The sequence below is a fragment of the Bradyrhizobium sp. CCGB01 genome, from assembly GCF_024199795.1.
In the GTDB taxonomy this organism is placed as follows: domain Bacteria; phylum Pseudomonadota; class Alphaproteobacteria; order Rhizobiales; family Xanthobacteraceae; genus Bradyrhizobium.
In genome coordinates this window covers 3345289-3369967 of the sequence record NZ_JANADK010000001.1, presented here as the reverse complement: position 1 = coordinate 3369967, position 24679 = coordinate 3345289, and the positions used below count along the sequence as shown (strand labels likewise).

At 66.4% G+C, this 24679-nt stretch carries 20 protein-coding genes; 5 read left to right on the top strand and 15 right to left on the bottom strand.

Going from position 1 to position 24679, the window contains the following annotated elements:
* Positions 1-73: 73 nt before the first annotated feature.
* Positions 74-967 (bottom strand): LysR family transcriptional regulator, encoded by an 894-nt coding sequence (locus tag NLM25_RS15390; RefSeq protein ID WP_254117756.1) that lies wholly within the window; start codon positions 965-967, stop codon positions 74-76.
* A 224-nt stretch (positions 968-1191) separates the two neighbouring features.
* Here NLM25_RS15390 and NLM25_RS15385 point away from each other — a divergent pair, with 224 nt between their 5' ends.
* Genes NLM25_RS15385 through NLM25_RS15365 form a run of 5 tightly spaced genes read left to right on the top strand, consistent with a single transcriptional unit; the run spans position 1192 to position 7163 of the window.
* Positions 1192-1668 carry a formate dehydrogenase subunit gamma gene (locus tag NLM25_RS15385; RefSeq protein WP_014496685.1) on the top strand — a complete coding sequence of 159 codons (477 nt, stop codon included), beginning with the start codon at positions 1192-1194 and terminating at the stop codon, positions 1666-1668.
* A complete protein-coding gene (locus NLM25_RS15380; RefSeq protein ID WP_254137491.1) occupies positions 1665-3221 on the top strand; it encodes an NADH-quinone oxidoreductase subunit NuoF in 1557 nt (518 codons plus the stop codon). The genes NLM25_RS15385 and NLM25_RS15380 overlap by 4 nt, the downstream gene beginning before the upstream one ends.
* A gap of 10 nt (positions 3222-3231) precedes the next feature.
* On the top strand, positions 3232-6105 hold the full coding sequence (gene fdhF, locus NLM25_RS15375; RefSeq protein WP_254117754.1) for a formate dehydrogenase subunit alpha: 2874 nt from the start codon (positions 3232-3234) through the stop codon (positions 6103-6105).
* A 4-nt stretch (positions 6106-6109) separates the two neighbouring features.
* On the top strand, positions 6110-6940 hold the full coding sequence (gene fdhD, locus NLM25_RS15370; protein WP_254137490.1) for a formate dehydrogenase accessory sulfurtransferase FdhD: 831 nt from the start codon (positions 6110-6112) through the stop codon (positions 6938-6940).
* Positions 6927-7163, top strand: a complete 237-nt coding sequence (locus NLM25_RS15365) for a formate dehydrogenase subunit delta (RefSeq protein WP_254117752.1) — start codon at positions 6927-6929, stop codon at positions 7161-7163. Before fdhD ends, NLM25_RS15365 begins: the two co-directional genes overlap by 14 nt.
* On the opposite strand, the gene NLM25_RS15360 is transcribed toward NLM25_RS15365, so the two are convergent.
* The 14 genes from NLM25_RS15360 to NLM25_RS15295 all read right to left on the bottom strand — a co-directional run bounded on the left by NLM25_RS15360 (position 7120) and on the right by NLM25_RS15295 (position 24484).
* The gene (locus tag NLM25_RS15360; protein WP_254137489.1) at positions 7120-10107 is read right to left on the bottom strand and encodes a bifunctional [glutamine synthetase] adenylyltransferase/[glutamine synthetase]-adenylyl-L-tyrosine phosphorylase; all 2988 of its coding nucleotides are present in this window, start codon (positions 10105-10107) and stop codon (positions 7120-7122) included. The genes NLM25_RS15365 and NLM25_RS15360 overlap by 44 nt on opposite strands.
* Positions 10104-11558 (bottom strand): ATP-binding protein, encoded by a 1455-nt coding sequence (locus NLM25_RS15355; RefSeq protein ID WP_254117750.1) that lies wholly within the window; start codon positions 11556-11558, stop codon positions 10104-10106. The genes NLM25_RS15360 and NLM25_RS15355 overlap by 4 nt, the downstream gene beginning before the upstream one ends.
* Positions 11542-12222, bottom strand: coding sequence for a response regulator transcription factor (locus tag NLM25_RS15350; protein WP_045006564.1), 681 nt, complete (start codon positions 12220-12222; stop codon positions 11542-11544). The genes NLM25_RS15355 and NLM25_RS15350 overlap by 17 nt, the downstream gene beginning before the upstream one ends.
* Before the next feature lie 275 nt (positions 12223-12497).
* Positions 12498-14078, bottom strand: coding sequence for a Do family serine endopeptidase (locus NLM25_RS15345; RefSeq protein WP_254117749.1), 1581 nt, complete (start codon positions 14076-14078; stop codon positions 12498-12500).
* Positions 14079-14298: 220 nt separating this feature from the next.
* Entirely contained in the window at positions 14299-15642 is a 1344-nt protein-coding gene (locus tag NLM25_RS15340) for a methyl-accepting chemotaxis protein (protein WP_254137488.1), read from the bottom strand.
* A 108-nt stretch (positions 15643-15750) separates the two neighbouring features.
* Complete coding sequence (locus tag NLM25_RS15335) at positions 15751-16233, bottom strand: cytochrome c-type biogenesis protein (protein ID WP_254137487.1); 483 nt, start codon at positions 16231-16233, stop codon at positions 15751-15753.
* A gap of 4 nt (positions 16234-16237) precedes the next feature.
* The gene (locus NLM25_RS15330) at positions 16238-18217 is read right to left on the bottom strand and encodes a heme lyase CcmF/NrfE family subunit (protein ID WP_254137486.1); all 1980 of its coding nucleotides are present in this window, start codon (positions 18215-18217) and stop codon (positions 16238-16240) included.
* Positions 18214-18723 (bottom strand): cytochrome c maturation protein CcmE, encoded by a 510-nt coding sequence (gene ccmE, locus NLM25_RS15325; RefSeq protein ID WP_254117745.1) that lies wholly within the window; start codon positions 18721-18723, stop codon positions 18214-18216. Before ccmE ends, NLM25_RS15330 begins: the two co-directional genes overlap by 4 nt.
* 36 nt (positions 18724-18759) lie before the next feature.
* Positions 18760-19890, bottom strand: a complete 1131-nt coding sequence (gene ccmI, locus NLM25_RS15320) for a c-type cytochrome biogenesis protein CcmI (RefSeq protein ID WP_254137485.1) — start codon at positions 19888-19890, stop codon at positions 18760-18762.
* Positions 19891-20021: 131 nt separating this feature from the next.
* Positions 20022-20291 carry a hypothetical protein gene (locus tag NLM25_RS15315; protein ID WP_254137484.1) on the bottom strand — a complete coding sequence of 90 codons (270 nt, stop codon included), beginning with the start codon at positions 20289-20291 and terminating at the stop codon, positions 20022-20024.
* A gap of 99 nt (positions 20292-20390) precedes the next feature.
* Complete coding sequence (locus NLM25_RS15310; RefSeq protein WP_254117743.1) at positions 20391-21794, bottom strand: hypothetical protein; 1404 nt, start codon at positions 21792-21794, stop codon at positions 20391-20393.
* A 161-nt stretch (positions 21795-21955) separates the two neighbouring features.
* On the bottom strand, positions 21956-23332 hold the full coding sequence (locus tag NLM25_RS15305; RefSeq protein WP_254137483.1) for a sensor histidine kinase: 1377 nt from the start codon (positions 23330-23332) through the stop codon (positions 21956-21958).
* Between the two features lie 92 nt (positions 23333-23424).
* A complete protein-coding gene (locus NLM25_RS15300; RefSeq protein WP_254117741.1) occupies positions 23425-24099 on the bottom strand; it encodes a response regulator transcription factor in 675 nt (224 codons plus the stop codon).
* A gap of 229 nt (positions 24100-24328) precedes the next feature.
* The gene (locus NLM25_RS15295) at positions 24329-24484 is read right to left on the bottom strand and encodes a hypothetical protein (protein ID WP_254117740.1); all 156 of its coding nucleotides are present in this window, start codon (positions 24482-24484) and stop codon (positions 24329-24331) included.
* Positions 24485-24679: the final 195 nt, after the last annotated feature.

The window sequence follows — 24679 nt, the reverse complement described above, 5'->3', positions numbered from 1 at the left end:
GCGCGGCCCGATGACAGGCTCCGCGATCGTCTCGAAGGACGAGGCGCTTGCTCGGGCCCTCCCGCCTTGGCCCCTACAGCTGCAGCGACGGCGCCACTTCGCGGGCGACATGGACCAGCGCCGCGATCAGCGGCGTCATCGGATCGCGCTGCGGGATCACCATGCCGATGCTGTAATTGACGTCGGGATCGGTGATCGGGATCGAGCGCACCGTGTCGGACAGGCCGAGCGTCTCGGCAAGCTTGGCCGGCATCACGCTCGCCCAGCGCCCCGTCTTCACGTGCGTGAACAGCACGAGCAGCGAGTTCGAGGTCAGGGTTGGCGTCGCCTCCGCGCCGACCGAGCGAAGCGCGCGGTCGATGATGCGGCGGTTCTGCATGTCGGGCGTCAGCAGGCACAGCGGCACCTGGCCGACCTCCTTCCACGTCACCGTCTCGCGATCGCCGAACATTCCATCCGGCGCGGTCAGCAGGCGATAGCTCTCGTTGTAGAGCGGAATGGTCCGCACCTTGCCGATCGGCTCGTTCTCGATATAGGTCAGCCCCGCATCGACCTCGAGATTTTCGAGCAGCCCCAGCACCTCTGACGAGGTCGTGGACTGGATGCGGAAGCGCACCTCGGGATGCTTGGCGCGGAACGGCGTCGTCAGCTGGGCGACCATACCGAGCACGGTCGGGATCGCCGCGATGCGGATTTCGCCGGAGAGCTGGTGCTTCAGCCCGTTGATCTCGTCGCGCATGGCGCGGGCATCGCCCACGATCCGCCGCGCCCAATCCAGCGCCCGCTCGCCCTCGGGGGTAAAACCCTGGAAGCGGGAGCCGCGCTGGACCAGCATCACGCCGAGGATCTCCTCGAGCTGCTTGAGCCCGGTCGACATCGTCGGTTGCGTCACGCCGCAGACCTCTGCCGCGCGTCCAAAATGCCGTTCCTTCGCCAGCGCCAGCAGCAGTTCAAGCTTGTCGATCAACCGGCCGTCCCCTCGAATTCCTTCGTGGCATGCAAGCTAGCACGGCAGCCCTGCACCAACACGCAAAAACCGGCAGCCGATACCTGCTTCATTGTCATTCTCTATCGATCGATAGCATTCATCAATCGATCTGAATTCGCAATCGCAGCATGAGACAGCTTTATTGATCTTCGAACGATTCCAAATAGTTTGCGCTGTCGGGACGCTCAATCTGAGAACGAAGAATGACAGCGGTTTACGAGCCTTGGGACGAGACGCGCGGCGCCGAGATCATCGCCGAACATGCCAAGCAGGAAGGCGCGACGCTCGTCATCCTCCACGCCCTTCAGGAGGCGTTCGGCTACGTGCCGGAGGCAGCGATTCCGATGGTGGCGCAGGCGCTCAACCTGTCGCGCGCCGAAGTCCATGGCGTCTTCACATTCTATCATGATTTCAGGCACAAGCCGGCCGGCCGCCATGTGCTGAAGCTGTGCCGCGCGGAGGCCTGTCAGGCTGCGGGCGGCGACGCGCTGGCTGCGCGCGCGGAAGCAAAACTCGGCGTGCCGCTCGGCAAGACGACGGCCGATGATCGCGTCACGCTGGAGCCGATCTACTGCCTCGGGCTGTGCGCGACCGCACCGTCCGCAATGCTCGACGGCCGCCTCATTGGCCGGCTCGATGAGAAGCGCCTCGATGCGCTGGTCGCGGAGGCACAGCGATGAGCATGCGTCTATTCGTCTCACGCGATGCGGGTGCCGTCGCCGTTGGCGCCGACGAGGTTGCGCTGGCGCTGGAACAGGCAGCAAGCAAGCGCGGCGTTGCGGTCGAGATCGTCAGGACCGGCTCGCGCGGCATGTACTGGCTGGAGCCACTGGTCGAGGTTGCGACGCCGCAGGGCCGGATCGCCTTCGGCCCGGTCACCGAGGCCGATGTCCCCTCCCTGCTCGACGCGCTCGCCAGCAATACGCCGCATCTGCTGCGGCTGGGCGCGACCGACGAGATTCCCTGGCTGAAGCGCCAGACCCGCCTCACCTTCGCCCGCTGCGGCGTGATCGACCCGCGCTCGCTCGACGATTACCGCGCCCATGGCGGTTACAAGGGCCTCGAGCGCGCGCTGTCGCTCGGCTCGGATGCAATCCTGAACGAAGTCACCGCATCGGGCCTGCGCGGCCGCGGCGGCGCGGGCTTCCCGACCGGCATCAAGTGGAAGACCGTCGCGCAGGCCAAGGCCGACCGCAAGTTCATCGTCTGCAACGCCGACGAAGGCGACAGCGGCACCTTCGCCGACCGCATGATCATGGAAGGCGATCCCTTCCTGGTGATCGAGGGCATGACGACCGCGGGCATCACGGTCGGCGCGACCAAGGGCTACATCTACATCCGCAGCGAATATCCGCATGCGGTCGAAGCGATGAATGCAGCCATCAAGGCGGCAAGGCGCGGCGGCTATCTCGGCGACAAGATCGGCGGCTCGACCTACAGCTTCGATATGGAAGTCCGCGTCGGCGCCGGCGCCTATGTTTGCGGCGAGGAGACCTCGCTGCTGGAAAGCCTCGAAGGCCGCCGCGGCCTGGTGCGCGCGAAGCCGCCGCTGCCCGCGCATCACGGCCTGTTCGGCAAGCCGACCGTCATCAACAACGTGTTGTCGTTCGCCGCCATCCCCTTCATCCTCGCCGAAGGCGCCAAGGCCTATGCCGATTTCGGCATGGGCCGCTCGCGCGGCACGATGCCGATCCAGCTCGCCGGCAACATCCGCCATGGCGGGCTGTTCGAGACCGCGTTCGGCGTCACGCTCGGCGAGCTCGTCGACGACATCGGTGGCGGGACGGCCACGGGCCGTCCGGTTCGCGCGGTGCAGGTGGGCGGCCCGCTCGGCGCTTACTTCCCGCGCGCCCTTTTTGATACTCCGTTCGATTACGAAGCCTTCGCGGCCCGCGACGGCCTGATCGGCCATGGCGGCATCGTCGTGTTCGACGACAGCGTCGACATGCGCAGGCAGGCGCGCTTCGCGATGGAATTCTGCGCCATCGAATCCTGCGGCAAGTGCACGCCGTGCCGGATCGGCTCGACCCGCGGCGTCGAGACCATCGAGAAGATCATTCGCGGCGAGCGCGTGAGCGAAAATCTCGCGCTGGTCGAGGACCTCTGCAACACCATGAAATTCGGCTCGCTCTGTGCGCTCGGCGGCTTCACGCCCTACCCCGTGCTCAGCGCATTGAAGCATTTCCGGGAGGATTTCGTCCCGGCGCCGACCACGCTTCAAGCCGCGGAATAGGAGAACAACGATGTCTCTGATCGAAGAAATCGACTACGGCACGCCGCGCTCGAAATCGGAAACGATGGTGACGCTGACCATCGACGGCAATCAGGTCACGGTGCCCGAGGGCACCTCGATCATGCGCGCGGCGATGGACGCCGGCCATCAGATCCCAAAACTCTGCGCGACCGACATGGTCGATGCGTTCGGCTCGTGCCGGCTCTGTGTCGTCGAGATCGAGGGCCGCGCCGGAACGCCGGCCTCCTGCACGACGCCGGTCATGAACGGCCTCGTGGTGCACACCCAGAGCGAACGGCTGAAGAAGCTGCGCAAGGGCGTGATGGAGCTCTACATCTCCGACCATCCGCTCGACTGCCTCACCTGCGGCGCCAACGGCGATTGCGAATTGCAGGACATGGCGGGCGCGGTGGGCCTGCGCGACGTCCGCTACGGCTATGAAGGCGAGAACCACGTCTTCGCCAAATCCAACGGCGAGGTCAACGCCGCCTGGATGCCGAAGGACGAGTCCAACCCCTATTTCACCTACGATCCCTCCAAGTGCATCGTCTGCTCGCGCTGCGTCCGCGCCTGCGAGGAGGTGCAAGGCACCTTCGCGTTGACGATCTCCGGCCGCGGCTTCGACAGCCGCGTTTCGCCCGGCATGAGCGAGAGCTTCCTCGGCTCCGAATGCGTTTCCTGCGGCGCCTGCGTGCAGGCCTGCCCGACCGCGACGCTGACGGAAAAGTCGGTGATCGAGATCGGCCAGCCCGAGCACTCCGTCGTCACCACCTGCGCCTATTGCGGCGTCGGCTGCGCCTTCAAGGCCGAGATGCGCGGCGAGGAAGTCGTGCGCATGGTGCCGTACAAGGACGGCAAGGCCAATCGCGGCCATTCCTGCGTCAAGGGCCGCTTCGCCTGGGGCTACACCAACCACAAGGAACGCATCCTCAATCCGATGATCCGTGAGCGGATCGAGGATCCCTGGCGCGAAGTCTCCTGGGACGAGGCGTTCTCCTTTGCCGCCGCGAAAATGCGCGGCATCCAGAAGAAGTACGGCCGTGACGCCATCGGCGGCATCACCTCGTCCCGCTGCACCAACGAAGAGACCTATCTGGTGCAGAAGCTGATCCGCGCCGGCTTCGGCAACAACAATGTCGACACCTGCGCCCGCGTCTGCCACTCCCCGACCGGCTATGGCCTGTCGCAGACCTTCGGCACGTCGGCCGGCACGCAGGACTTCGACTCCGTGGAAGACACCGACGTCGCCGTGATCATCGGCGCCAATCCGGCCTCGGCTCACCCCGTGTTCGCCTCGCGCCTGAAGAAGCGACTGCGCCAGGGCGCCAAGCTGATCGTGATCGATCCGCGCCGGACCGAGATGGTGGAATCGCCGCACGTCAAGGCGCTGCACCTGCCGCTGATGCCCGGCACCAACGTCGCCGTCGTCACCGCGCTGGCGCATGTCATCGTCACCGAGGGCCTCGTCAACGAGGCCTTCGTGCGTGAGCGCTGCGACTGGACCGAGTTCGAGGAATGGGCGACCTTCGTCGCGCAACCGAAGCACAGCCCGGAAGCCACCGCCATCCTGACCGGCGTCGATCCGAAGGACCTGCGCGAAGCGGCCCGCATCTACGCCACCGGCGGCAACGGCGCGATCTATTACGGCCTCGGCGTCACCGAGCACAGCCAGGGTTCGACCACCGTGATCGCGATCGCCAATCTCGCGATGGCGACCGGCAATATCGGCCGCCCCGGCGTTGGCGTGAACCCGCTGCGCGGCCAGAACAACGTGCAGGGCTCCTGCGACATGGGCTCGTTCCCGCACGAACTGCCCGGCTATCGCCACATCTCGGGCGATGCCGTGCGCGACCAGTTCGAAGCGCTGTGGAACGTCAAGCTCAACCCGGAGCCGGGCCTGCGCATTCCCAACATGTTCGATGCCGCGATCGAAGGTTCGTTCATGGGCATCTACGTGCAGGGTGAGGACATCCTGCAATCCGATCCGAATACCAAGCATGTGGTCGCCGCGCTGTCGGCGATGGAGTGCGTCATCGTCCACGACCTCTTCCTGAACGAGACCGCGAACTACGCCCACGTCTTCCTGCCCGGCTCGAGCTTCCTCGAGAAGGACGGCACCTTCACCAACGCCGAGCGCCGTATCCAGCGCGTCCGCAAGGTGATGTCGCCCAAGAACGGCATGGCCGACTGGGAGGTCACCATCGCCCTCGCCAAGGCGATGGGCTTCGAGATGAACTACAGCCACCCGTCCGAGATCATGGACGAGATCGCGGCGCTGACGCCGACCTTCACCGGTGTCTCCTACGCCAAGCTCGACGAGCTCGGCTCGGTGCAGTGGCCCTGCAACGAGAAGGCGCCCGAGGGCACGCCGGTGATGCATATCGGCGGCTTCGTCCGCGGCAAGGGCAAGTTCATCGTCACCGAATATGTCGCGACCGACGAGCGCACCGGCCCCCGCTTCCCGCTGCTGCTCACCACGGGCCGCATCCTCAGCCAGTACAATGTCGGCGCGCAGACGAGGCGCACCGAGAACGTGGTCTGGCATGCCGAGGATCGCCTGGAGATCCATCCGCATGATGCCGAGCAGCGCGGCGTGCGCGACGGCGACTGGGTGCGGCTGACGAGCCGCGCGGGCGAGACCACGCTACGCGCGGAGATCACCGACCGCGTGTCGCCGGGCGTCGTCTACACCACCTTCCACCATCCTGACACGCAGGCCAACGTCATCACGACCGACTATTCGGACTGGGCGACCAACTGCCCCGAATACAAGGTCACGGCGGTGCAGATCTCGCCGTCGAACGGCCCGTCCGACTGGCAGAAGTCCTATGACGAGCAGGCGCGGCATTCCCGCCGCATCGCGCCGGCCGAGGCCGCGGAGTAACGGCATGCACGTGCCGGTCCAGGCCATCGACCGCGAGATCTGGCGCGACGGCGTCGCGTCCGAAGGGGCGCGGCTGATCCCGGAGGAGACGCCGCTGGCGCTGACCTATAATGGCGGCACCTACGCCGTCATGATGGGAACGCCGCAGAACCTGGAAGATTTCGCGGTTGGCTTCAGCCTGGATGAAGGCATCATCAAGTCGGTCGACGACATCAAGTCGCTCGACGTCGTCCGTCTCGACGACGGCATCGAGTTGCGCATGTGGCTGGCCTCGGAAGATGCCGCGCGCATCAGCGAGCGGCGTCGGCACATCGCCGGCCCGACCGGTTGCGGCATTTGCGGCATCGACTCCATCGCGGAGGCCGTGCGCCCCGCCGCCGTCGTGCCGCAGGGAACCAGCTTCACGCCGCAGCAGATCATGGCCGCGATGCAGGCGATCGCGCCCCTGCAAGCGATCAACATGCAGACCCGCGCGGTCCATGCCGCCGCCTTCTGGTCGCCGGCGAACGGGATCGTCGCCCTGCGCGAGGACGTCGGCCGCCACAACGCGCTCGACAAGCTCGCAGGCTCCCTGGCACGCAGCCGCACCGACGCGAGCGCGGGCATGGTGCTGCTGACGAGCCGGGTCTCGGTCGAGATGGTGCAGAAGACCGCCGCCATCGGTGCGCCCGTGCTGGTCGCGGTCTCCGCCCCCACCGCGCTCGCGGTCCGCACCGCGGAGGCCGCCGGAATCACGCTGATTGCGATTGCCCGCAGCGACGGGTTTGAAGTGTTCACGCACCAGAGCCGCGTGTCGGCTCATCGTGCCCAGGAGATCATCAATGTCGTCGCCTGACCGCCTCGTCTACATGGCCAACCAGATCGGCATGTTCTTCCGCAGCCAGGGCCACGACAAGGCCGTGCCGGGGATTGCCGACCACATCAAGAAGTTCTGGGACCCCCGGATGAAGCGCGCGATCTTCGCCCATCTCGACGCGGGCGGCGCGGGGCTGGAGCCGAACGTGCGCGAGGCCCTCACCTCGCTGAAGCAGACGACGTCCCTTCCAGCAGCGCCGTAAATACGCGCCTTACCTCGCCCTGGGTTTCCTTCACGCGCGCTTCCAGCGACGAGAAGTCGGGCGCATCGCCGGCGCGCGCCATCACGCGCTGAAGGTCGGTGCCCGCGGTGTCAGGCTTGAAACCGTCGCTGACGCAGAGCCGCAGGATCTGCGTCAAGTCGTGATAGAGCCGCGCCGCAGCGCGAAGAATCTCCGCCTCCGAATGCGGCAGCGCGCCGAGCCTGGCGGCGTTGTCCAGCACTTGAAGGGTGCTGACGTCCAGGATCTCCGGCTTGTCGTGGGCGTGCACGAGCTGGAGATATTGCGCGATGAAGTCGATATCGACCATGCCGCCGGCGGCATATTTGAGATCCCAATGGTCGCTGTCGCCCTTCTCCTGCGCGATCGCGCGCCGCATGTCGGCGACGTCGTTGGCAATGATCGCGCGGTCGCGGCGGCGGGTCAGGACATCGCGGATGATGCGCTCGATCCGCTCGCGGAACTCATCCGAGGCCGACACCACGCGGGCCCGGGTCAGGGCCATGTGCTCCCAGGTCCAGGCCTCGTTGGCCTGGTAGTCCGCGAATGAGACGAGGCTCGAGGCCACAGGACCGGCGCGTCCCGACGGACGCAGCCGCATGTCGATCTCGTAGAGCACGCCGTAATTGGTGCGCGTCGTGAAGGCGCTGATCAGGCGCTGGGTGAAGCGCGCGAAGTAGTGGGCGCCCTGCAGCGATTTCGGCCCGTCGGAGTCCGGATTGTCGCTGTCGAAATCGTAGAGCAGGATCAGGTCGAGATCGGACGACGCCGTCATCTCGCGGCTGCCGAGCCGGCCCATCGCGATGATCGCGGTCTGCTGGTCCTTGATACGCCCGTGCTGGGCGGCGAAGCGTTCGGCGACGAGATCGTGCACGGTGTGGACGGTGCCTTCGGCGACATCGGCGAAAGCCGTGCTCGCCTGCTGCGCCGAGACAGTTCCGGAGAGAATGCGCGTGCCGATCAGGAACAGGCTCTCCTGCCCGAACAGGCGGAGGCGATCGAGAAATTCCTCATAGGAATCGGCGTCGCGCACCGTCGCGGCCAATCGCGCCGACAATTCCTGCTTGTCCGGCATCGCGCCGAAGAATCTCGGATCGATCAGCCCGTCCATGAGCTGCGGCTTGCGCGCCAGCATCTCGCCGAGCCGGGGCGCCGCGCCCAGCACCAGCGCCACGAGCGCGACGAGATCGCGGTTCTGGCCGAGCAGCGTGATCAGCCGGCCGCCGAGCTGGAGCGCCCCAAGGAATTGATCGAACGCCACGACGGCGCGATCCGGCTCCTCGGCACGCGCGAGGCCGTCGATCAGCGCCGGCACGAACTCGACGAAAGCGCTTCGGGTCTGGTCGTTGCGGAACACGCGGTAGTCGCCGGTGATCCAGTCGCGGATGGTCTGCGCGAGTGCGGCCGGCTTCTTGAAGCCGAGCGTCGTCAGATATTGCAGCAGGCGCGGATCGTCGGGGCCTGCACCGTAGTCGAGCGCCGGCAGTTCTGCCGTGCCGGTCGGGTCATCGCCCTCGAACAGTTTTTCGTAGTGTCCCTGCACGATCTGGAGCTGCCGCAACAGGTCACGCGCAAAGGCCTCGCGATCCGGATAGCCGAAGAAGCGCGCAAAGCGCTCGACCGCCTCCTTGTCCTCGGGCAACGCATGGGTCTGCTCGTCGGCGATCATCTGGAGACGGTGCTCGACGCGGCGCAGGAATTCATACGCCGTGGTCAGCTCGTCGCGCGCCGCAGAGGTGATCCAGTTGCTGGAGGCGAGAATATCGAGCGCGGCGAGCGTCGGCCGCACCCGCAACTCGGGATGGCGGCCGCCGGCGATGAGCTGCTGCGTCTGCGCGAAAAATTCGATCTCGCGAATGCCGCCACGCCCGACCTTGACGTTGTGCCCCTCCACCGCGATCTCGCTCTGGCCGCGATAGGTCTGCATCTGCCGCTTCATGTCGTGGACGTCGGCAAGCGCGGCGAAGTCGAGATGCTTGCGCCAGACGAAGGGCGCGATCTCCGCGAGCAGCGCCTCGCCCGCTTTGGCATCGCCGGCGCAGGCGCGCGCCTTGATCATCGCGGCGCGCTCCCAGGTGCGCCCCTCCCGCTCGTAATAGTTCAGCGCGGCGTCGCGCGAGATCGCCACCTGCGTCGAGGACGGATCGGGACGCAGCCGCAGGTCGACGCGGAAGACGTAGCCGTCATAGGTGCGCTGCTGGAGAATGCGCGCCATGCCCTGCGTCACCCGCACGAAGAACGGCTGCGGCTCGATATCGGGCGCGAGCGTCGTGGCCTCGGGATCGAAGAACACGATGAGGTCGATGTCGCTGGAATAGTTCAGCTCGCCCGCCCCCATCTTGCCCATCGCGAGCACGATCAGGCCGCAGCCCTGTTCCGGAGCTTCGGGATCGGGCGGCAGGATCTTTCCGCGTGCGGCTTCCTGCCGCAGCTGGTACTGCAGCGCCGCCTGCACCGAGGACACCGCGACATCGGTCAGCGCCGCCGTCACCCGCATCACCGGCCAGACGCCGCCGATATCGCACAGCGCGGTAAGAAGTGCCGCTTCCGCCTTCATCCTGCGAAGCCGCCGCATCACCTCGGCTTCATCGGTCGCCACGAGGACCGCGTCCCTCGCCTCGGCGATGAGCGTGGCCAGATGCGCGTCCGGATCGCATTCGAGCAGCCGGATCAGGCGCGGCACATCGGCGCGCACCAGATCGAACAGATAGGGCGAGAACTCCGCGATGCCGGCCAGAATATCCCGCGCGAAGGGATGAACCAGCAGGGCGTCGAGACGGGCCAATTGCGCCGGCTCGAGTTCGGCCAGCCAATCTTCAAAACGTCGTTCTTCAGTTGCGGAAGCGGCAATATGGGGAGCCTCCGCGAAGCGTGCGGCGAGGCTCTCACCAGTCTTGTCCGCGTTTCCCGGCGCGGAGTGGTTCATGCCACCTTCTGTGGCACATCCGGTATTGGCGGAGCAACCCTGTCGCCCGCGCGGGCCGGCAGCACCAGCGTGGCAACGAGCCCCGGATGGGCATCACCCAGCCGCAATTCGCCGCCATGAAGCGTGGCAACCGCGGACGCGAGGCTGAGGCCAAGGCCCGAGCCCGGCAGCGTGCGGCTGGCTTCCAGACGCACGAATCGCTCGATGGCATGCTTGCGATCGGCTTCGGGGATGCCGGGTCCGCGATCGGTGACGCTGAGCAGTACGTGATCGCCGTCGCGCTTCGCCTCGATCGTGATCTGCTTCGTGTCCATGCTGACCACGGTTCCGCCCGTCTGCGTGACAGGCTTGCCGTATTTGATCGCGTTCTCGACGAGATTGGCGAGCGCCTGGCTGATCAGCTCGCGATTGGCGTGAACCGGGGTCGGCTCGGCCTTGACCTTGAGCGTCATTCCGTCATCCTCGGCCAGCGGCTCGTAGAGCTCGTGGATGCCGCCCGCGACGTCGGCGGCATCGAAATCGTCCATGTTACCGCGCGCCTGCCCGGACTCGGCGCGCGCGATCATCAGCAGCGCGTTGAAGGTGCGGATCAGCCCGTCGGATTCCTCGATGGTCCGCTCCAGGGCAGCGCGATAATCGGCCTCGCAGCCCGATCTCGCCAGCGCCTCCTCGGCGCGGTTGCGCAAGCGCGTCAGCGGCGTCTTGAGGTCGTGGGCGATGTTGTCGGAGACCTCCTTCAGCCCCGCCATCAGCGCCTCGATCCGCTCCAGCATGGCGTTGAGGTTTTCGGCGAGACGATCGAGCTCATCGCCGCTGCGCCCGACCGGCAGACGCTCGCTGAGATCGCCGGTCATGATGCGATGCGCCGTGCCGCTCATCGCATCGATGCGCGTGAGCACGCGCCGCGCCACGAAGATGCCGCCGCCGAGACCCAGCACGAAGACGATCAGGATCGACCATTGCGCGGCCTTGGCGACGATGCCGAACAGCCGCCGCCGCTCGTCGAGGTCGCGGCCGATCAGGAGACGGAAACCGTTTTCGAGTTCGGTGACGCGCACCAGCGCGCGATGGTTGCGTTCGTCCGTGTCCTCGATCCGCCTGTAGGCCGTCTCCGACCAGCCGCGCGTCGCCATCACGCCGGGCGCCAGCGAGCCGACATTGCCAGCAATCGCCTGCCCGGTCGGCGTGGTCACGAGATAGAGGTTGGCGCCCGGACGCAGCGCGCGATACTCGATCGTCCGCACGAGGCCGACCAGGCCACGACGGTCGTAGATCTCGCTGATCTCCGAGGTCTCGGCATTCACCGTCTGCGTGATTTCCTCGGTGATCAGCCGCCGCGTATTCCAGGCGAAATAGCCGAGCAGCGAGGCCGCGAAAATCGCAAACAAAAACAGGTAGACCAGCGTCAGCCGGAACGCCGTGGTGCGGACGAGTTTACCGAATGCCGTCACGGATCATGTACCCGGCGCCGCGGATCGTATGCAGCAGCGGCCGCTCGAAACCCTTGTCGATCTTGGAGCGCAGCCGCGAAATGTGCACGTCGATCACGTTGGTCTGCGGATCGAAATGATAGTCCCAGACGTTCTCCAGCAGCATGGTGCGCGTCACCACCTGGCCGGCATGCTTCATGAGGTATTCGAGCAGGCGGAATTCGCGCGGCTGCAGCGTCAGCTCGTCCTTGCCGCGGGCGACGCGATGGGACAGCCGGTCGAGCTCGAGATCGCCGACGCGGTAGAGCGTGTCCTCGGCAGGTCCCCCGCGGCGGCGCGACAGCACCTCGACCCGGGCCAGCAGCTCGGCGAAGGAATAGGGTTTCGGCAGATAGTCGTCGCCGCCGGCGCGCAGGCCCTTGATGCGGTCGTCGACCTGTCCGAGCGCGGAGAGAATCAGCACCGGCGTCGATTCGCCCTTGTCGCGCAGCGCGCCGATCAGCGACAGGCCGTCGCGCTTGGGCAGCATGCGGTCGACCACCAGCACGTCGTAATCACCGTTCTCGGCCATGGCGAGGCCTTCCTCGCCGTCGGCGGCGTGGTCGGCGATGTGTCCGACTTCGCGAAATGCCTTCACGAGGTAGTCGGCGGATTCGCGGTCGTCTTCGATGATGAGGAGGCGCATCGTGCGTTCGGCGGCGGTCAAGGGGGTCAACCTTCTCTGAACATGGCGCGAGCGGCAATCGCATGCAAGCCAAGCGAACGGGACTTGGGTAGGCAAAAAGGCGGGCGGTGAAGCTGGGGGGACCTCACCGCCCTAGGCCTTCCGACGGAGGGGGGCGTATTTCCACCGGAAGGTAGACTGGGGAAGCGAGCCTTGCGCTGCTTCCCCGAGGGACGTCGGCGGCGGGGGCGACTGATGCCGGCGACATCCCTCATCTCGTAGGCCTCCTGAAGGCGTCAGCCTTTGGCGATGGGCACGGCGACGAAGCGCGACTGGCCGCCGCTCTTCACGCGCATCAGGACGCTGTTCTTGTTGTCGGTCCGCGCCGTGCTGATGGCGTCGCGGACTTCGCCGGCGGTGCTCACGCTCTTGCCGCCGACTTCGAGGATCACGTCGCCCTCCTTGAAGCCGCGTTCGGCCGCGGCGCTCTTCGGATCGACCTGGGTGACGACGACGCCTTCCTTGCCGGCGCCGGCCACGGAGTCGGCGGGCGCGACGGTCATGCCGAGCTTGGGCACGTCGGTACCGCGGCTCGCACCCTTGCCGCTATCCTTGTCGGTGTCGGCCTTGGCCTCGACCGTGTTCGGGAGCTGGCCGAGGGTGAGGTTCACGACCTTGTCCTGGCCCTTGTGCAGCACGTTGAGCTTCACGGTCGCGCCGGGCGCCATGCCGCCGATGGTGCGCGCGAGCTCGCGGGCATCCTTGACGGATTCACCGTTGACCGACGTGATGACGTCACCGGACTCGATGCCGGCCTTCGCCGCCGGACCGTTCGCCTGCGGCTCCGCCACCAGCGCGCCTTCGGCCTTCTTCATGCCGAGGCTGTCGGCGATGTCGGACGTGACGGGCTGGATCTGCACGCCGATCCAGCCGCGGCTGACCGAGCCCTTGTCCTTGAGCTGGGCCACCACGCTCTTCACGGTGCTGGCAGGGATCGAGAACGCGATGCCGACGCTGCCGCCGGAAGGCGAATAGATCGCCGTGTTGACGCCCATCACCTCCCCGTTGGTGTCGAAGGCGGGACCGCCCGAATTGCCCTTGTTCACGGGCGCATCGATCTGGATGAAATCGTCATACGGACCGTTGCCGATGTCGCGGCCGCTGGCCGAGACGATGCCCGCGGTGACGGTGCCGCCGAGGCCGAAGGGATTACCGACCGCGAGCACCCAGTCGCCGATCCGCGGCTTGCTGTCGGCGAGCTTGGCGAACGGGAAGTTCGAGCCACCCTCGACCTTGATGAGGGCAAGGTCGGTGCGCTGGTCGGTGCCGATCACCTTGGCGGTATAGGTCTTGCCGTCGTCGGTCGTGACCTCGACCTTGTCGGCACCGTCGACCACGTGATTGTTGGTCACGGCAAAACCGTCGGCCGAGATGAAGAAGCCGGAGCCCTGGCCCTGCACGACGCGGCCGCGGCCACCGCCCTTCAGACCCGGAACTCCGTCCGGACCGCCGAAGCGGCGGAAGAAGCGCTCCATCGGCGAGCCCGGCTGGAACGGCGACTGCGCGTCGTCGCCGTCATCGTTGCTCGCGGTCTTCTCCTTGATGTTGACCTTGACCGAGATCACCGACGGCTTCACGCGCTCGACGATGTCGGCAAAGCCGACCGGACGCTCAACCTTCCGGACCTCGTTGTTGACCTGCGCATGCGCCGGGCTCGAGAACAGGTCGCTCGGCGAGGTCGACGGGCTGAAGCCGTGGACGGCAATGCCGAGGCCGGCGACGACCGAGGCCATCAGCGCGATCCTGCGCGCGGAGAAAACCGACCGGCGGGGCTGCCGGTAGGACGGAAGGTTCGTGAGGTCGGGACGGTCAGTCATGCATGAATCTCCAGGGCCGCTGAATTCTTTTGGTGCCGGGGCGGCACCTTACGAACCTGAAGATGGGGGCTCCCGCCTTACCGTGCGCTGGCGGCGGGGTTAAACTTTTGTAATGAAGGCCGGCGCGAATGCGGCAGTTTAGCGCAGGCGGAAAATCGTGATCTGGCAGGAACTTAGTCGAGTTCCTCGGACCGGCGCCCAACCCCGTTTTTTGGTTCCCTCAGCCCGCGCGGACACTGACGATGAATTCGTCGACTTCCCGCTTCAGGGTTGCGGCCTGCTGCGACAGATCGACGGCGGAATCGCGCGCCTCGGCCGCCATGCGTCCGGTCTCGGCCGAGGTCGAGGTGATCTGGACGATGTGATTGGAAACGTCGAGTGTTCCGTGTGCGGCGTCCTGCGCGCTGCGGGTGATGTCCTGCGTCGCGTTGCGTTGCTGGGCGGTGTCGACCTCGATGCCGGACATGATCGACGAGATTTCCGACAGCGTCCGGGAGATGCCATCGATCGCGCCGCGGGTCTCCGCGGTGATGCCCTGGATGCTGGCGACGTGCGACGTGATCTCTTCGGTGGCTTTGCTGGTCTGATGGGCGAGGCTCTTCACTTCGGAGGCGACCACGGCAAATCCCTTGCCGGCGTCGCCAGCCCGCGCCGCCTCGATGGTGGCGTTGAGCGCCAACAGGTTGGTCTGCGATGCGATCGCCTGCACGAGCTGCACAACCTCGCCGATCTTGTCGGCGGCATCCGACAGCGTGTGGATGGTATCGCGGCTCTTCTCGGCTTGCGTCGCTGCGCCCTCGGCGCGCTGGGTGGCATCCGTGACGCGGCGGCTGATCGTGCCGATCGAATTCGTCATCGCCTCGGCGGAACCCGCGACCGTCTGGACGCTGGCGCTGGCCTGGCTCGCCGCGCTCGCGACCGCATTGGCCTTGGTGCTGGTGTCGTTGGCCGTCCGCGACAAGGTTTCCGCGTTGCTCTTCAGATGCACGGCCGAGGACGCCACGCTGTCGACGACGCTGGCGACGAGATCGTTGAAACGCTTGATGCGTGTGTCCAGGAATTTCGACCGCTCGGCCTGATACTGCGCCTCGTGGAGCTGCTGCTCGGTCAGGCGCCGCCGCTCCAATCCGTTGGTCTTGAACACCTCCAGCGCGCCGGCGAGCAGGCCGATCTCGTTGGTGCCGCCGAGGCCCGGAACTGATGTCTCGAACTTCTGATCGGCGACCTCGCGCATGGCATGCACGATCGCGGCCAGCGGACTGAGGATGCCGTTACGCACGGCGAACCAGGTGGTGAGGCAGATCGCGACGGCGACCACCGCGATCACACCGCAGGCGATCAGGAACCAGGAGAATGCCGTCTGCGCCTGCTGGTAGATCAGCATCGCGTGGTCGCGCGCCGGGCCGCTCAGCGCGGCGAAGTCCGACGACAGGCTGGTGATCTCGTTGTTGAGATAGAGCACCGCGACGAATCCGGTACCGCCGCCGATGCCCAGCAGGAACAATAATGCAGCGACGACGGCGCCGACCAGGAAGCGGATCGTGAGATTGCTGTTCGTGAACATCGCTGAGGACTCAAAAGTCTGGAATCGAATTGCGCGACAAGCTTCCAGACAAAAGTCAACAGAGCATGAAATACGCTGCGCCCGGCAGCCTACGTATCATTACGTAGGCTAGGACGATTTGGCTTCGTCCGACATCAGCGCTGCGAGCCGCGCCTCTTCCTCGGGCGTGAGCGGCGGAGCGGGTACGTCTGCACCACTTCGCGCGCGCCGGCGGATTTGCAGCCACAGCGCCAGGCCGCCGCCGATCAACAGCAGCGGCGCGAGCAGCCACAACAGCATGGTCTGCCGCTCGAAGCGCGGCTTGAGCAGCACGAACTCGCCATAGCGCGCGACCAGGAAGTCGAGCACCTGCGAATTGCTGTCTCCGGCCGCGATCCGTTCGCGCACCAGCAGCCGCAAATCGCGCGCCAGCGGCGCATCGGAATCGTCGATCGACTGGTTCTGGCAGACCATGCAGCGCAGCTCGCGCGACAGCTCGCGCGCGCGCGACTCCTTCACCGGATCCGACATGATCTCGTCGGGCTGCACGGCGTGCACCGCGGGCAAAGCCAGCAGCATCAGCGCGACAATCGTGGCCATCATCCGCCGCATCGGATCATTCCGCCGGCTGGAGGCGTTGCTTGGCCCGCGCGGGCTTCGGCGCGCCGACGCGCAGACGCCGGTCGGACAGCGACAGCATGCCGCCGAACGCCATGAGCACCGGTCCCCACCAGATCAACAGCACCAGCGGCTTGTGATAGATGCGCACCGCAATGCCGCCCTCGGCGGTGGCGTCGCCGAGCGAAACGTAGAGCTGGCTTGCGCCGCGCGTCAGCAGCGCGGCCTCGGTGGTCGAGGACCCCCGCGTGGTGAAGCTGCGCTTGGACGGCGTCATGACGCTGACCTTCTCGCCGTCGCGGCTGACGTTGAACTCGGCGATCATCTCGCGGAAGTTCGGGCCCTGGCGCGAAAACAGCCCGTCGAGCTTGAGGTCGTAGCCGGCGACATGGGCGACGTCGTTCTGCTTCATGGTCGCGATGTATTCGCTGTTCCAGGTGGTCTCGCAGACGATCCCGATCAGGGCGACGCCGAGCCCGGCATGCGCGAACGCCGCGCCCCAGGCCGAGCGCGGCAGGCCGCGGGCCCGGTGCAGCGTCGTTGCGAACCGCAGGCGGAACAACCCGGTCCGTTCGGCCAGATCCGTCACCGCACCCGCGATGACGAAGACTCCAAGCCCAATTGCCAATGGCGCGAGCGTGCTGCCCCCGCTCGCCCAGCCCCAGACAATGGCGACCGCGACGAGCCCGGCAACGCCGGCCGCGAGCAAGCGCTGGGTCACGCCGAGCAGATCGCCGCGCTTCCACGCCAGCATCGGCCCCAACGGCACCGCGAGCAGCAGTAGCGCGAATAGCGGGGCGAAGGTGAGATTGTAGAACGGCGCGCCGACCGAAATCTTGAGGTCGAGCGCTTCCATCGCCAGCGGATAGAGCGTGCCGAACAGCACGACTGCGCAGGCCACGCTGAGCAGCAGGTTGTTCAAGACCAGCGCCCCCTCGCGCGAGATCGGCGCGAACAGGCCGCCCTGCTTCAGCGAGGTCGCGCGCCCTGCGAACAGCGACAGGCTGCCGCCGATGAACAGGCAGAGGATCAGCAGGATGAACACGCCGCGCGTCGGATCGGTGGCGAAGGCGTGCACCGAGGTGATGACGCCCGAGCGCACCAGGAAGGTGCCGAGCAGCGACAGCGAGAAGGTCAGGATCGACAGAAGGATGGTCCAGACCTTCAGCGCGTTGCGCTTCTCCATCACCAGCGCCGAGTGCAACAGCGCCGTTCCGGCAAGCCACGGCATCAGCGAAGCGTTCTCGACCGGATCCCAGAACCACCAGCCGCCCCAGCCGAGCTCGTAATAGGCCCAGTAAGAGCCCATGGCGATGCCGAGCGTCAGGAAGATCCAGGCCACCAGCGTCCACGGCCGCACCCAGCGCGCCCAGGCCGCGTCGATCCGCCCCTCCAGCAGCGCCGCGATCGCGAAGGAGAACGAGATCGAGAAGCCGACATAGCCGAGATAGAGCATCGGCGGATGCACGGCGAGGCCGATGTCCTGGAGCACCGGATTGAGATCGCGCCCCTCGATCGGCGGATTGGCAATGCGCAGGAACGGATTCGAGGTCACCAGGATGAAGAGATAGAACGCACTGGCGATCCAGGCCTGCACGGCCAGCACATGCGCGCGCAGCGACAGCGGCAGATTGTTGCCGAAAGCGGCGACCAATCCGCCGAACAGCGCCAGGATCGACACCCACAACAGCATCGAGCCTTCATGGTTTCCCCAGACGCCGGTGATCTTGTAGAGCAGCGGCTTCATCGAATGGGAATTCTCGTAGACGTTGGCGACCGAGAAATCCGAGTCCACGTGCAGCATCACGAGCGCGATGAACGACGCACCGACGAACAGCAGCTGCGCCAGCGCGGTGGAGCGCGACACGTTCATCAGCGCGTCATCGCGCAAGCGCGCGCCGATCAGCGGCACGATGGACTGGATCAGCGCCAGCGCGAGCGCCAGCACCAGCGCGTAATGTCCTGACTCCGCGATCACCGCACAGCTCCCTGCGGATTGCCCTGCGCGGTCGTGGCCGCAGGCTTGACGCCACCGGAAGCCTGGGCGCCGTAATCATCCTTCCAGTGGCCCTGCTTCTTCAGGGCATCGGCGACGTCCTTGGGCATGTAGGTCTCGTCGTGCTTGGCAAGCACCGTGTCGGCCTTGAACACGCCGTTGGCATCGAGCGCGCCTTCGGCAACAACGCCCTGCCCTTCACGGAACAGGTCGGGCAGGATCCCCTTGTAGGCGACCGGGAGCTTTGCACCGCCGTCGGCGACTTCGAAGGTCACAGCGAGATTATCTCCGCGCTGGAGCGAGCCGGGCTGCACCAGGCCGCCGAGGCGAAACCGCTTGCCGGGCTCGACGTGCTTTTCGGCGACCATCGTTGGCGTCGAGAAGAACACGATGGAGTCGCGCAGCGCGTTGAGCACGAGCGCGGCCGCAAGCGCGAGCACTGCGAGGGAGCCGCCGATGATGGTCATACGTCGCTGCTTACGCGTCATGGCGTATCCGTTCTCCGCCGTCTCGCCCCAGGATCGTCATCCGTCGACCCCGAGCGTCTTGAGGCCTTCGTTGAGCTGTCGCAGCCGCGCGGCATCGTTGGCGACCGCCTGGCGGGCATCGCTCGATGCGCCCACCGCCTTGTCGCGATCGCCCATCACGAGATAGGCGCGCACCAGACGCAACCAACCCTCGACGTCGTCGCCGTTCTGCTTGAGGCGTGTGGCCAGGCGCTCGACCATGCCGCGAACCATCGCGTTGCGATCGCCCTCGTTCATGTCCTTGGACGCTGCGATCGTCTCGTCCGACAGCGCCGGCATCGTCGCGCCACCGCCGCCGACCCGCGCGAGCGAGGTCTGCACGAGCGCACGCCACGGCGCATCCGCCGGCGCTTTCGCCAGCAGCGTGCGCCAGATATTGGCGGCATCGTCCTTGCGGCCGTCCTGCTCGGCGGCAAGACCGAGGAAATAGTTCGCCTTGGGATCGTCGGCGTTCAGTGCGTGCGCGCGCTCGAATTCGGTCTTGGCCTCGGCAGTCACCACGCCGCTGGCGGCGGCCGCGATCGCCTCGCCGAGATCGGACCGGCGCTCCGCGCTCTCGCCATTGTAGGTGAGCGAGTTCCGATAGGCGCGCACCGCATCGTCGAAGCGGCCGAGCCGCTCCAGCACCGGCGCGAGCACGTTCCAGCCGCGTCCATCGGTGGGATTCTTTTCCAGATGTTGCTCGACCTGCACGACGAGGGTCTCGAGCGACCGCGCCATGCCGGACCCGGAGCCCTGCTCCCGCTGCGCCAGCGGAAAGTCGCGCAGCATCGGCGAGCCGAGCGGCATGTAGACGCCGACCGCAACCAGCGGCAGGCCGACGAGCGCCAGCACGGCCGCCGCGCGGCGCCATTTGAGGCTCGATTGCGGCTCCGATGCCGCCTCGCTCCCGGCTGCGGCAAGCAGCCTGCGGCTGATCTCGACACGTGCGGCCTCGGCCTCGGGTGCGGCGATCAGTCCTGCGGCGAGATCACGCTCGATCTCGGCCAGCTGGTCCTTGTAGACCGCGACCTCGCTGCCCTGATTTTGGCGGCCCTGGTCTTGCGCGCGTCCGCTGCGGCCGAGCGGCAGAAGCACGGCGAAAATCGCCGCGACCGTCATCAGCGCGAACACGAACCATAGCGTCATCTGGCAAGCTTCCGGCAGCGCGCGAACCGCGCCCATAGGTGGCTTTACACCACGGCCGGACGATGCGGCAATTGACAATTGTCAATTCGGCGCGACCGCACACAGTCCCGAAACGGTGAAAATCCAACGACTTAGCGGATCTCGAAGTCGGCGCTTTGCGCCGCGTCCTCGCCGTGCCCGTTGAAGGCCCTCAGGAAGTATGTTCCCGGCTCGATTGCGTCAGGCAATCTGATGCGCAACGCCCCGACGGGAACGGGCGATGCAACCCTGGTGACGGTCTCGGGCAGCTGCCGGCCGCTTGACTTCTCGATCAGCACCACCTTCGCGCCAACCATCAGCCTTTGATACTTGGCAACAATGACGCGGTTTTCAATTTCGATGGAGCTGATAAGGGGTTTCATGCGCCCACAGATAGAAATTCCAAAAACTTGCACGGCGACCGTAGGGCCGGCCACCGGCACCGTCAACCTCAAATTGTGATCACAAAATAATGCGCTTGATCAGCTCGCGCGCGACGATTTGCGCTCGCCCGTGGCCGCGTTCTCCGCGGCGCGGCTCATCAGCGACGCGTAATCATCGCCGAACAGCACCTGGCAGAAGCGGATCGCGGCCTGTACCTGCTGCTGCCGATACGTGCGGACCTTGTGATCGGCGGCGCGCAGCGACTGCACCAACTGCTCGGTCGACCGTTCGACATATTGCTGGAGATCGGAATAGGTGCGCAGCGTCACTTCGTTGATCGCAAGCTCGCTCGCGTAGTTGCGGCAGGTCGCGACGAAATCGATCAGCGCCACGGTTTCCTCGACCTCGGTGCTGTCGATCCGCGCGCCCGGGGGAATGTCCTTCTCGGGACGCTGGCGCAGGATGCGGCGAACGCGGCCGGGAACGCTGTCGATCTCCGATTGCAGCGCGTTGGAGATGTCGGCCCGGATCGAGGTCAGCTGCTTGCCCCAGGCGGAATCGTTGCGCAGATCGAGCTCCGTGCGAAGTCCGCGCACGCCGTCATGCAGCGCCTTGAGATTGTCGGCGACGTTCTCGAAATGGCCGCGCTTGATGTCCATGCGCAGCGCCGCGGCGACGCAGGACAAATCGTGCAGGGCAATCGTGACGGCCACACCGTAGGGCGTCGCCGCAACGCGGATCTCGTCGTCGGAGGCGGCAATCTTGATGGCGAGGCGGATGATCTGCCACCGCGCGGTCATCCGCTGCACGACGATCGACAGCGCGAAGGGCAGCATCTGCGGCGTCTGGAGCACGGGAATGTTGAGCGTGGCCGTCACCGATGCGATCTGGGCATCGCCGAAGGTACGCAGGAAGCGCGGCAGCTTCTCGTTCACCGTAGCGATGGCTTCCCGGACCTGGAGCACCGCTCCGATCGAATACAGGTCCTCGATCACGTTAGGCGGGCCGACGCGGGCGAGCGCGCGCGACTTGTCGCCGCCGCCGGGACCGGTCAGCTCGAAGATGGCGTCCGCGGCCACCGCCTGAAGCTTCGAGGCGAGGGCTTCGACCTGCCCCGCACTGTCCGAAGTCGGCATGCGCGCCAGTGCCGCCTCGAACTCGTTCACCTTGTCCGGGGCGCCGTCGCGGCCGAGCCATTGCCAGATCGGATGCAGCGAGGAGCGGCGGATCTGGCCGACCCGGACCGGGGCGCCCGCCTCGACCAGGAACGGTTCCAGCACCTGGAACAGCAGCCGCGACAGATCGTCCGTGCGCGGCGGCGGAGCCTCGTCGACTTCGGTCTTGCGGACGATCTTGCGCAGCTGCTCGAGCACGAGGGTCGCCACCGCCGTGTCCTGGCCGCGCTCGAGCGCGCGCTCGAACTCCCGCATCAGCAGTGCCTGCGACTGCGGCGGGAGCTGCGCGAGATATTCCCTCAGCCGCTCGATCGATGTCTGGCTCATGCGCCCGGGTAATGCACGGTAAGATGGCGGACGTGGGATTCGTCCTGCGCGATCATAGGTGGGCCCCACTTAAGAAGCCGTTTAGGAAGTTGCTCCGAAATAGCTCCGGTTTCGTCCGGATCGGTGCCCGGCCAGCCAAATAATCTTGCCGGAACAAAGGATTATATTCCGGGAAGGACCAGCACTGCCCGCAAGCCACCGGTCGGGGCGCCACCCAGTGAAAGGCTGCCGCCATAGAGCGCGGCGAGATCGGTGACGATCGACAGGCCGAGCCCCGAGCCGGGCTTGGACTCGTCGAGCCGCTGGCCGCGCCGGGAGACCTGGGCGCGTTCGGCCTCCGACAGGCCCCGGCCGTCGTCATCGACGACGATCCGCAGGCGGGGGCCGGCGCCCGCCTGGTGCGGCGCTTCCACCAGGACCTCAATGAAGACCCGCGAGGCCGCCCATTTGCAGGCATTGTCGACGAGATTGCCGACCATCTCCTCCAGATCCTGCCGCTCGCCGCGAAATTTTGCCGACGGATCGGCCTTGGCCTCGACCATGATGTCGCGATCGCGATGGATCTTCTCCATGGTCCGCCGCAGCGCCTCGATAACGGGCGCAACCTCGGTCACGGTCGCAACGATCGAGACCCGCGCCGCGATGCGTGCGCGCTCCAGATGATGGGCGAGCTGGTCACGCATCACGTCGGCCTGCTCCATCACCTTGGCGGCGAACGGCTCGGTGGCGTGCGAACCGGCCTCGTTCACGATCACCGAGAGCGGCGTCTTGATCGCATGGGCGAGATTGCCGACATGGGTGCGCGCGCGCTCGACGATCTCGCGATTGGCGTCGATCAGCGCGTTGGTCTCGCGCGCCAGCGGCGCGATCTCGACCGGGAATTCACCCTCGAGCCGCTCGGCCCGCCCCGAGCGGATATCGGCGATGGATTCCGAGATGCGCTTGAGCGGCGCCAGACCGAAGCGGACCTGGAATACCGTGGTCAGCAGCAGCACGATGCCAAGCGCAGTGAAGGTGCCGCCGAGATAGTAGTCGAAGCTCCGCGTCTCATCGAAGATCTCGGTGTCGTCGCCGGCGACGCTGACCAGATATTTGCCGTCCGCGCCGAGATCGACGGGGCGTTCGACCATGCGCAGATTCTGCCCCTCGGGCCCGTCGACATAGGCAAGGCGAATGCCGGCAGCCGTGAGCTCGGTGCCCTGCTCCTCCAGCTTCGGCAGCTTCTTGTCCCAGAGCGAGCGCGACGAGCGCACCTCCGGCTTTTCGGTATCGGTCCGCGTGATCTGCCAGTACCAGCCCGACAGCGGCAGCTCGAACAGCGGCTCACCGAGCGACTGGAACTGACGGTCCGGCGGCTCGTCGGGGGTCGCGACCTCGGCGATGAGGGTGCGCAGATAGAGATTGAGGCGGCGGTCGAAGGCGCGCTCGGTGGCGCTCTTGTAGACCGACGACAGCACCACCCCGGTGATGGCCAGGATCACCACGAGCCACGCCGTCGCCGACAGGAACAGGCGGTTGGCAAGCGAGCTAGCGGGCATCGGAAGGGTCCCGGCAGGCGCAGGGTGGCGGGGCGTCGGACGTCATGACCGGACCAAGGCCCCTGTTCGGCCTCCCGTCAAGTCCAGACGCTTCAGGCGCCCGGCGCGGGCGGCGGGGTCAGGAGATAGCCGAGGCCGCGGACGGTCTGGATGATGTCGACGTCGAGCTTCTTGCGGATGCGGCCGACGAAGACCTCGATGGTGTTGGAGTCGCGGTCGAAGTCCTGGTCGTAGAGGTGCTCGACCAGCTCGGTGCGGGACACGACGCGCCCCGAATGGTGCATCAAATAGGCCAGAAGCCGATATTCATGCGAGGTCATCTTCACGGGATTGCCGGAGACGCTGACCCGCCCGGTCCTGGTGTCGAGCGTGACGGGGCCGCAGCTGAGCTCGCTCTGGGCATGGCCGGTCGAACGGCGCAGCAGCGCGCGGATGCGCGCCAGCACCTCCTCCAGATGGAACGGTTTGGGGACGTAATCGTCGGCGCCGGCATCGAACCCCTGGACCTTGTCGCTCCAGCGATCGCGCGCGGTGAGGATGAGGACCGGCATGGTGCGGCCGTTGCGGCGCCAGGCTTCCAGCACCGAGATGCCGTCCTTCTTCGGCAGGCCGATGTCGAGCACGACGGCATCGTAGGGCTCGGTATCGCCGAGATAATGCCCCTCCTCCCCGTCGAAGGCGCGGTCGACGACGTAGCCGGCGTCGGTCAGCGCCTTGGTGAGCTGGCGATTGAGATCGGGGTCGTCCTCAACAACGAGCAGGCGCACGCTTCTCTCCAGAAATAGGCCGCATGAACACTGCTACAGATGAGCAATTCCGGCGTGAACTGAATATGAACGCGGGGAACCGGCCGCGTTACTTTTTGGTCATATACGATTTCTTCGCGGCCGACGCGACTGCGCCCGCCGGGCCACCGGACAACCGGCGGCGTGGCGGGCGCAATGTGCCGCGTTACGCGGCGAGTCGAAAGGTCCGAACCGTCCCGTCGGCTGGCCGTCAGGTCCGGAAGAACACGAACCAGATGACGGCGAGGATCAGGATCGCGAGCCCGGTCGAAATGGCGAGCAGGGCGGCCACCGACGGCCCGGGCTCACCCTGACGCGCCTCGGTTGCGGTTTCGACGATCTGATCATGCTCTCGCGTAGCTGCCATAGTGCCTCAATCTCCGGGTGCTGTCTCCGCTGGTCCGCGCCCCCTCGCGGCCTGATGTCCCGAGCCAACGCCTGATCGGATATGATGTTCCGGCTTTTGCGGTCGGATCGCGCTGCAACCGCGCGTCGAGCGGCCGGTTAACGCAGTTGCAAGATTCCGCAGCCTGCCTTGCTATGATTCGTTGTTCCCCGATGG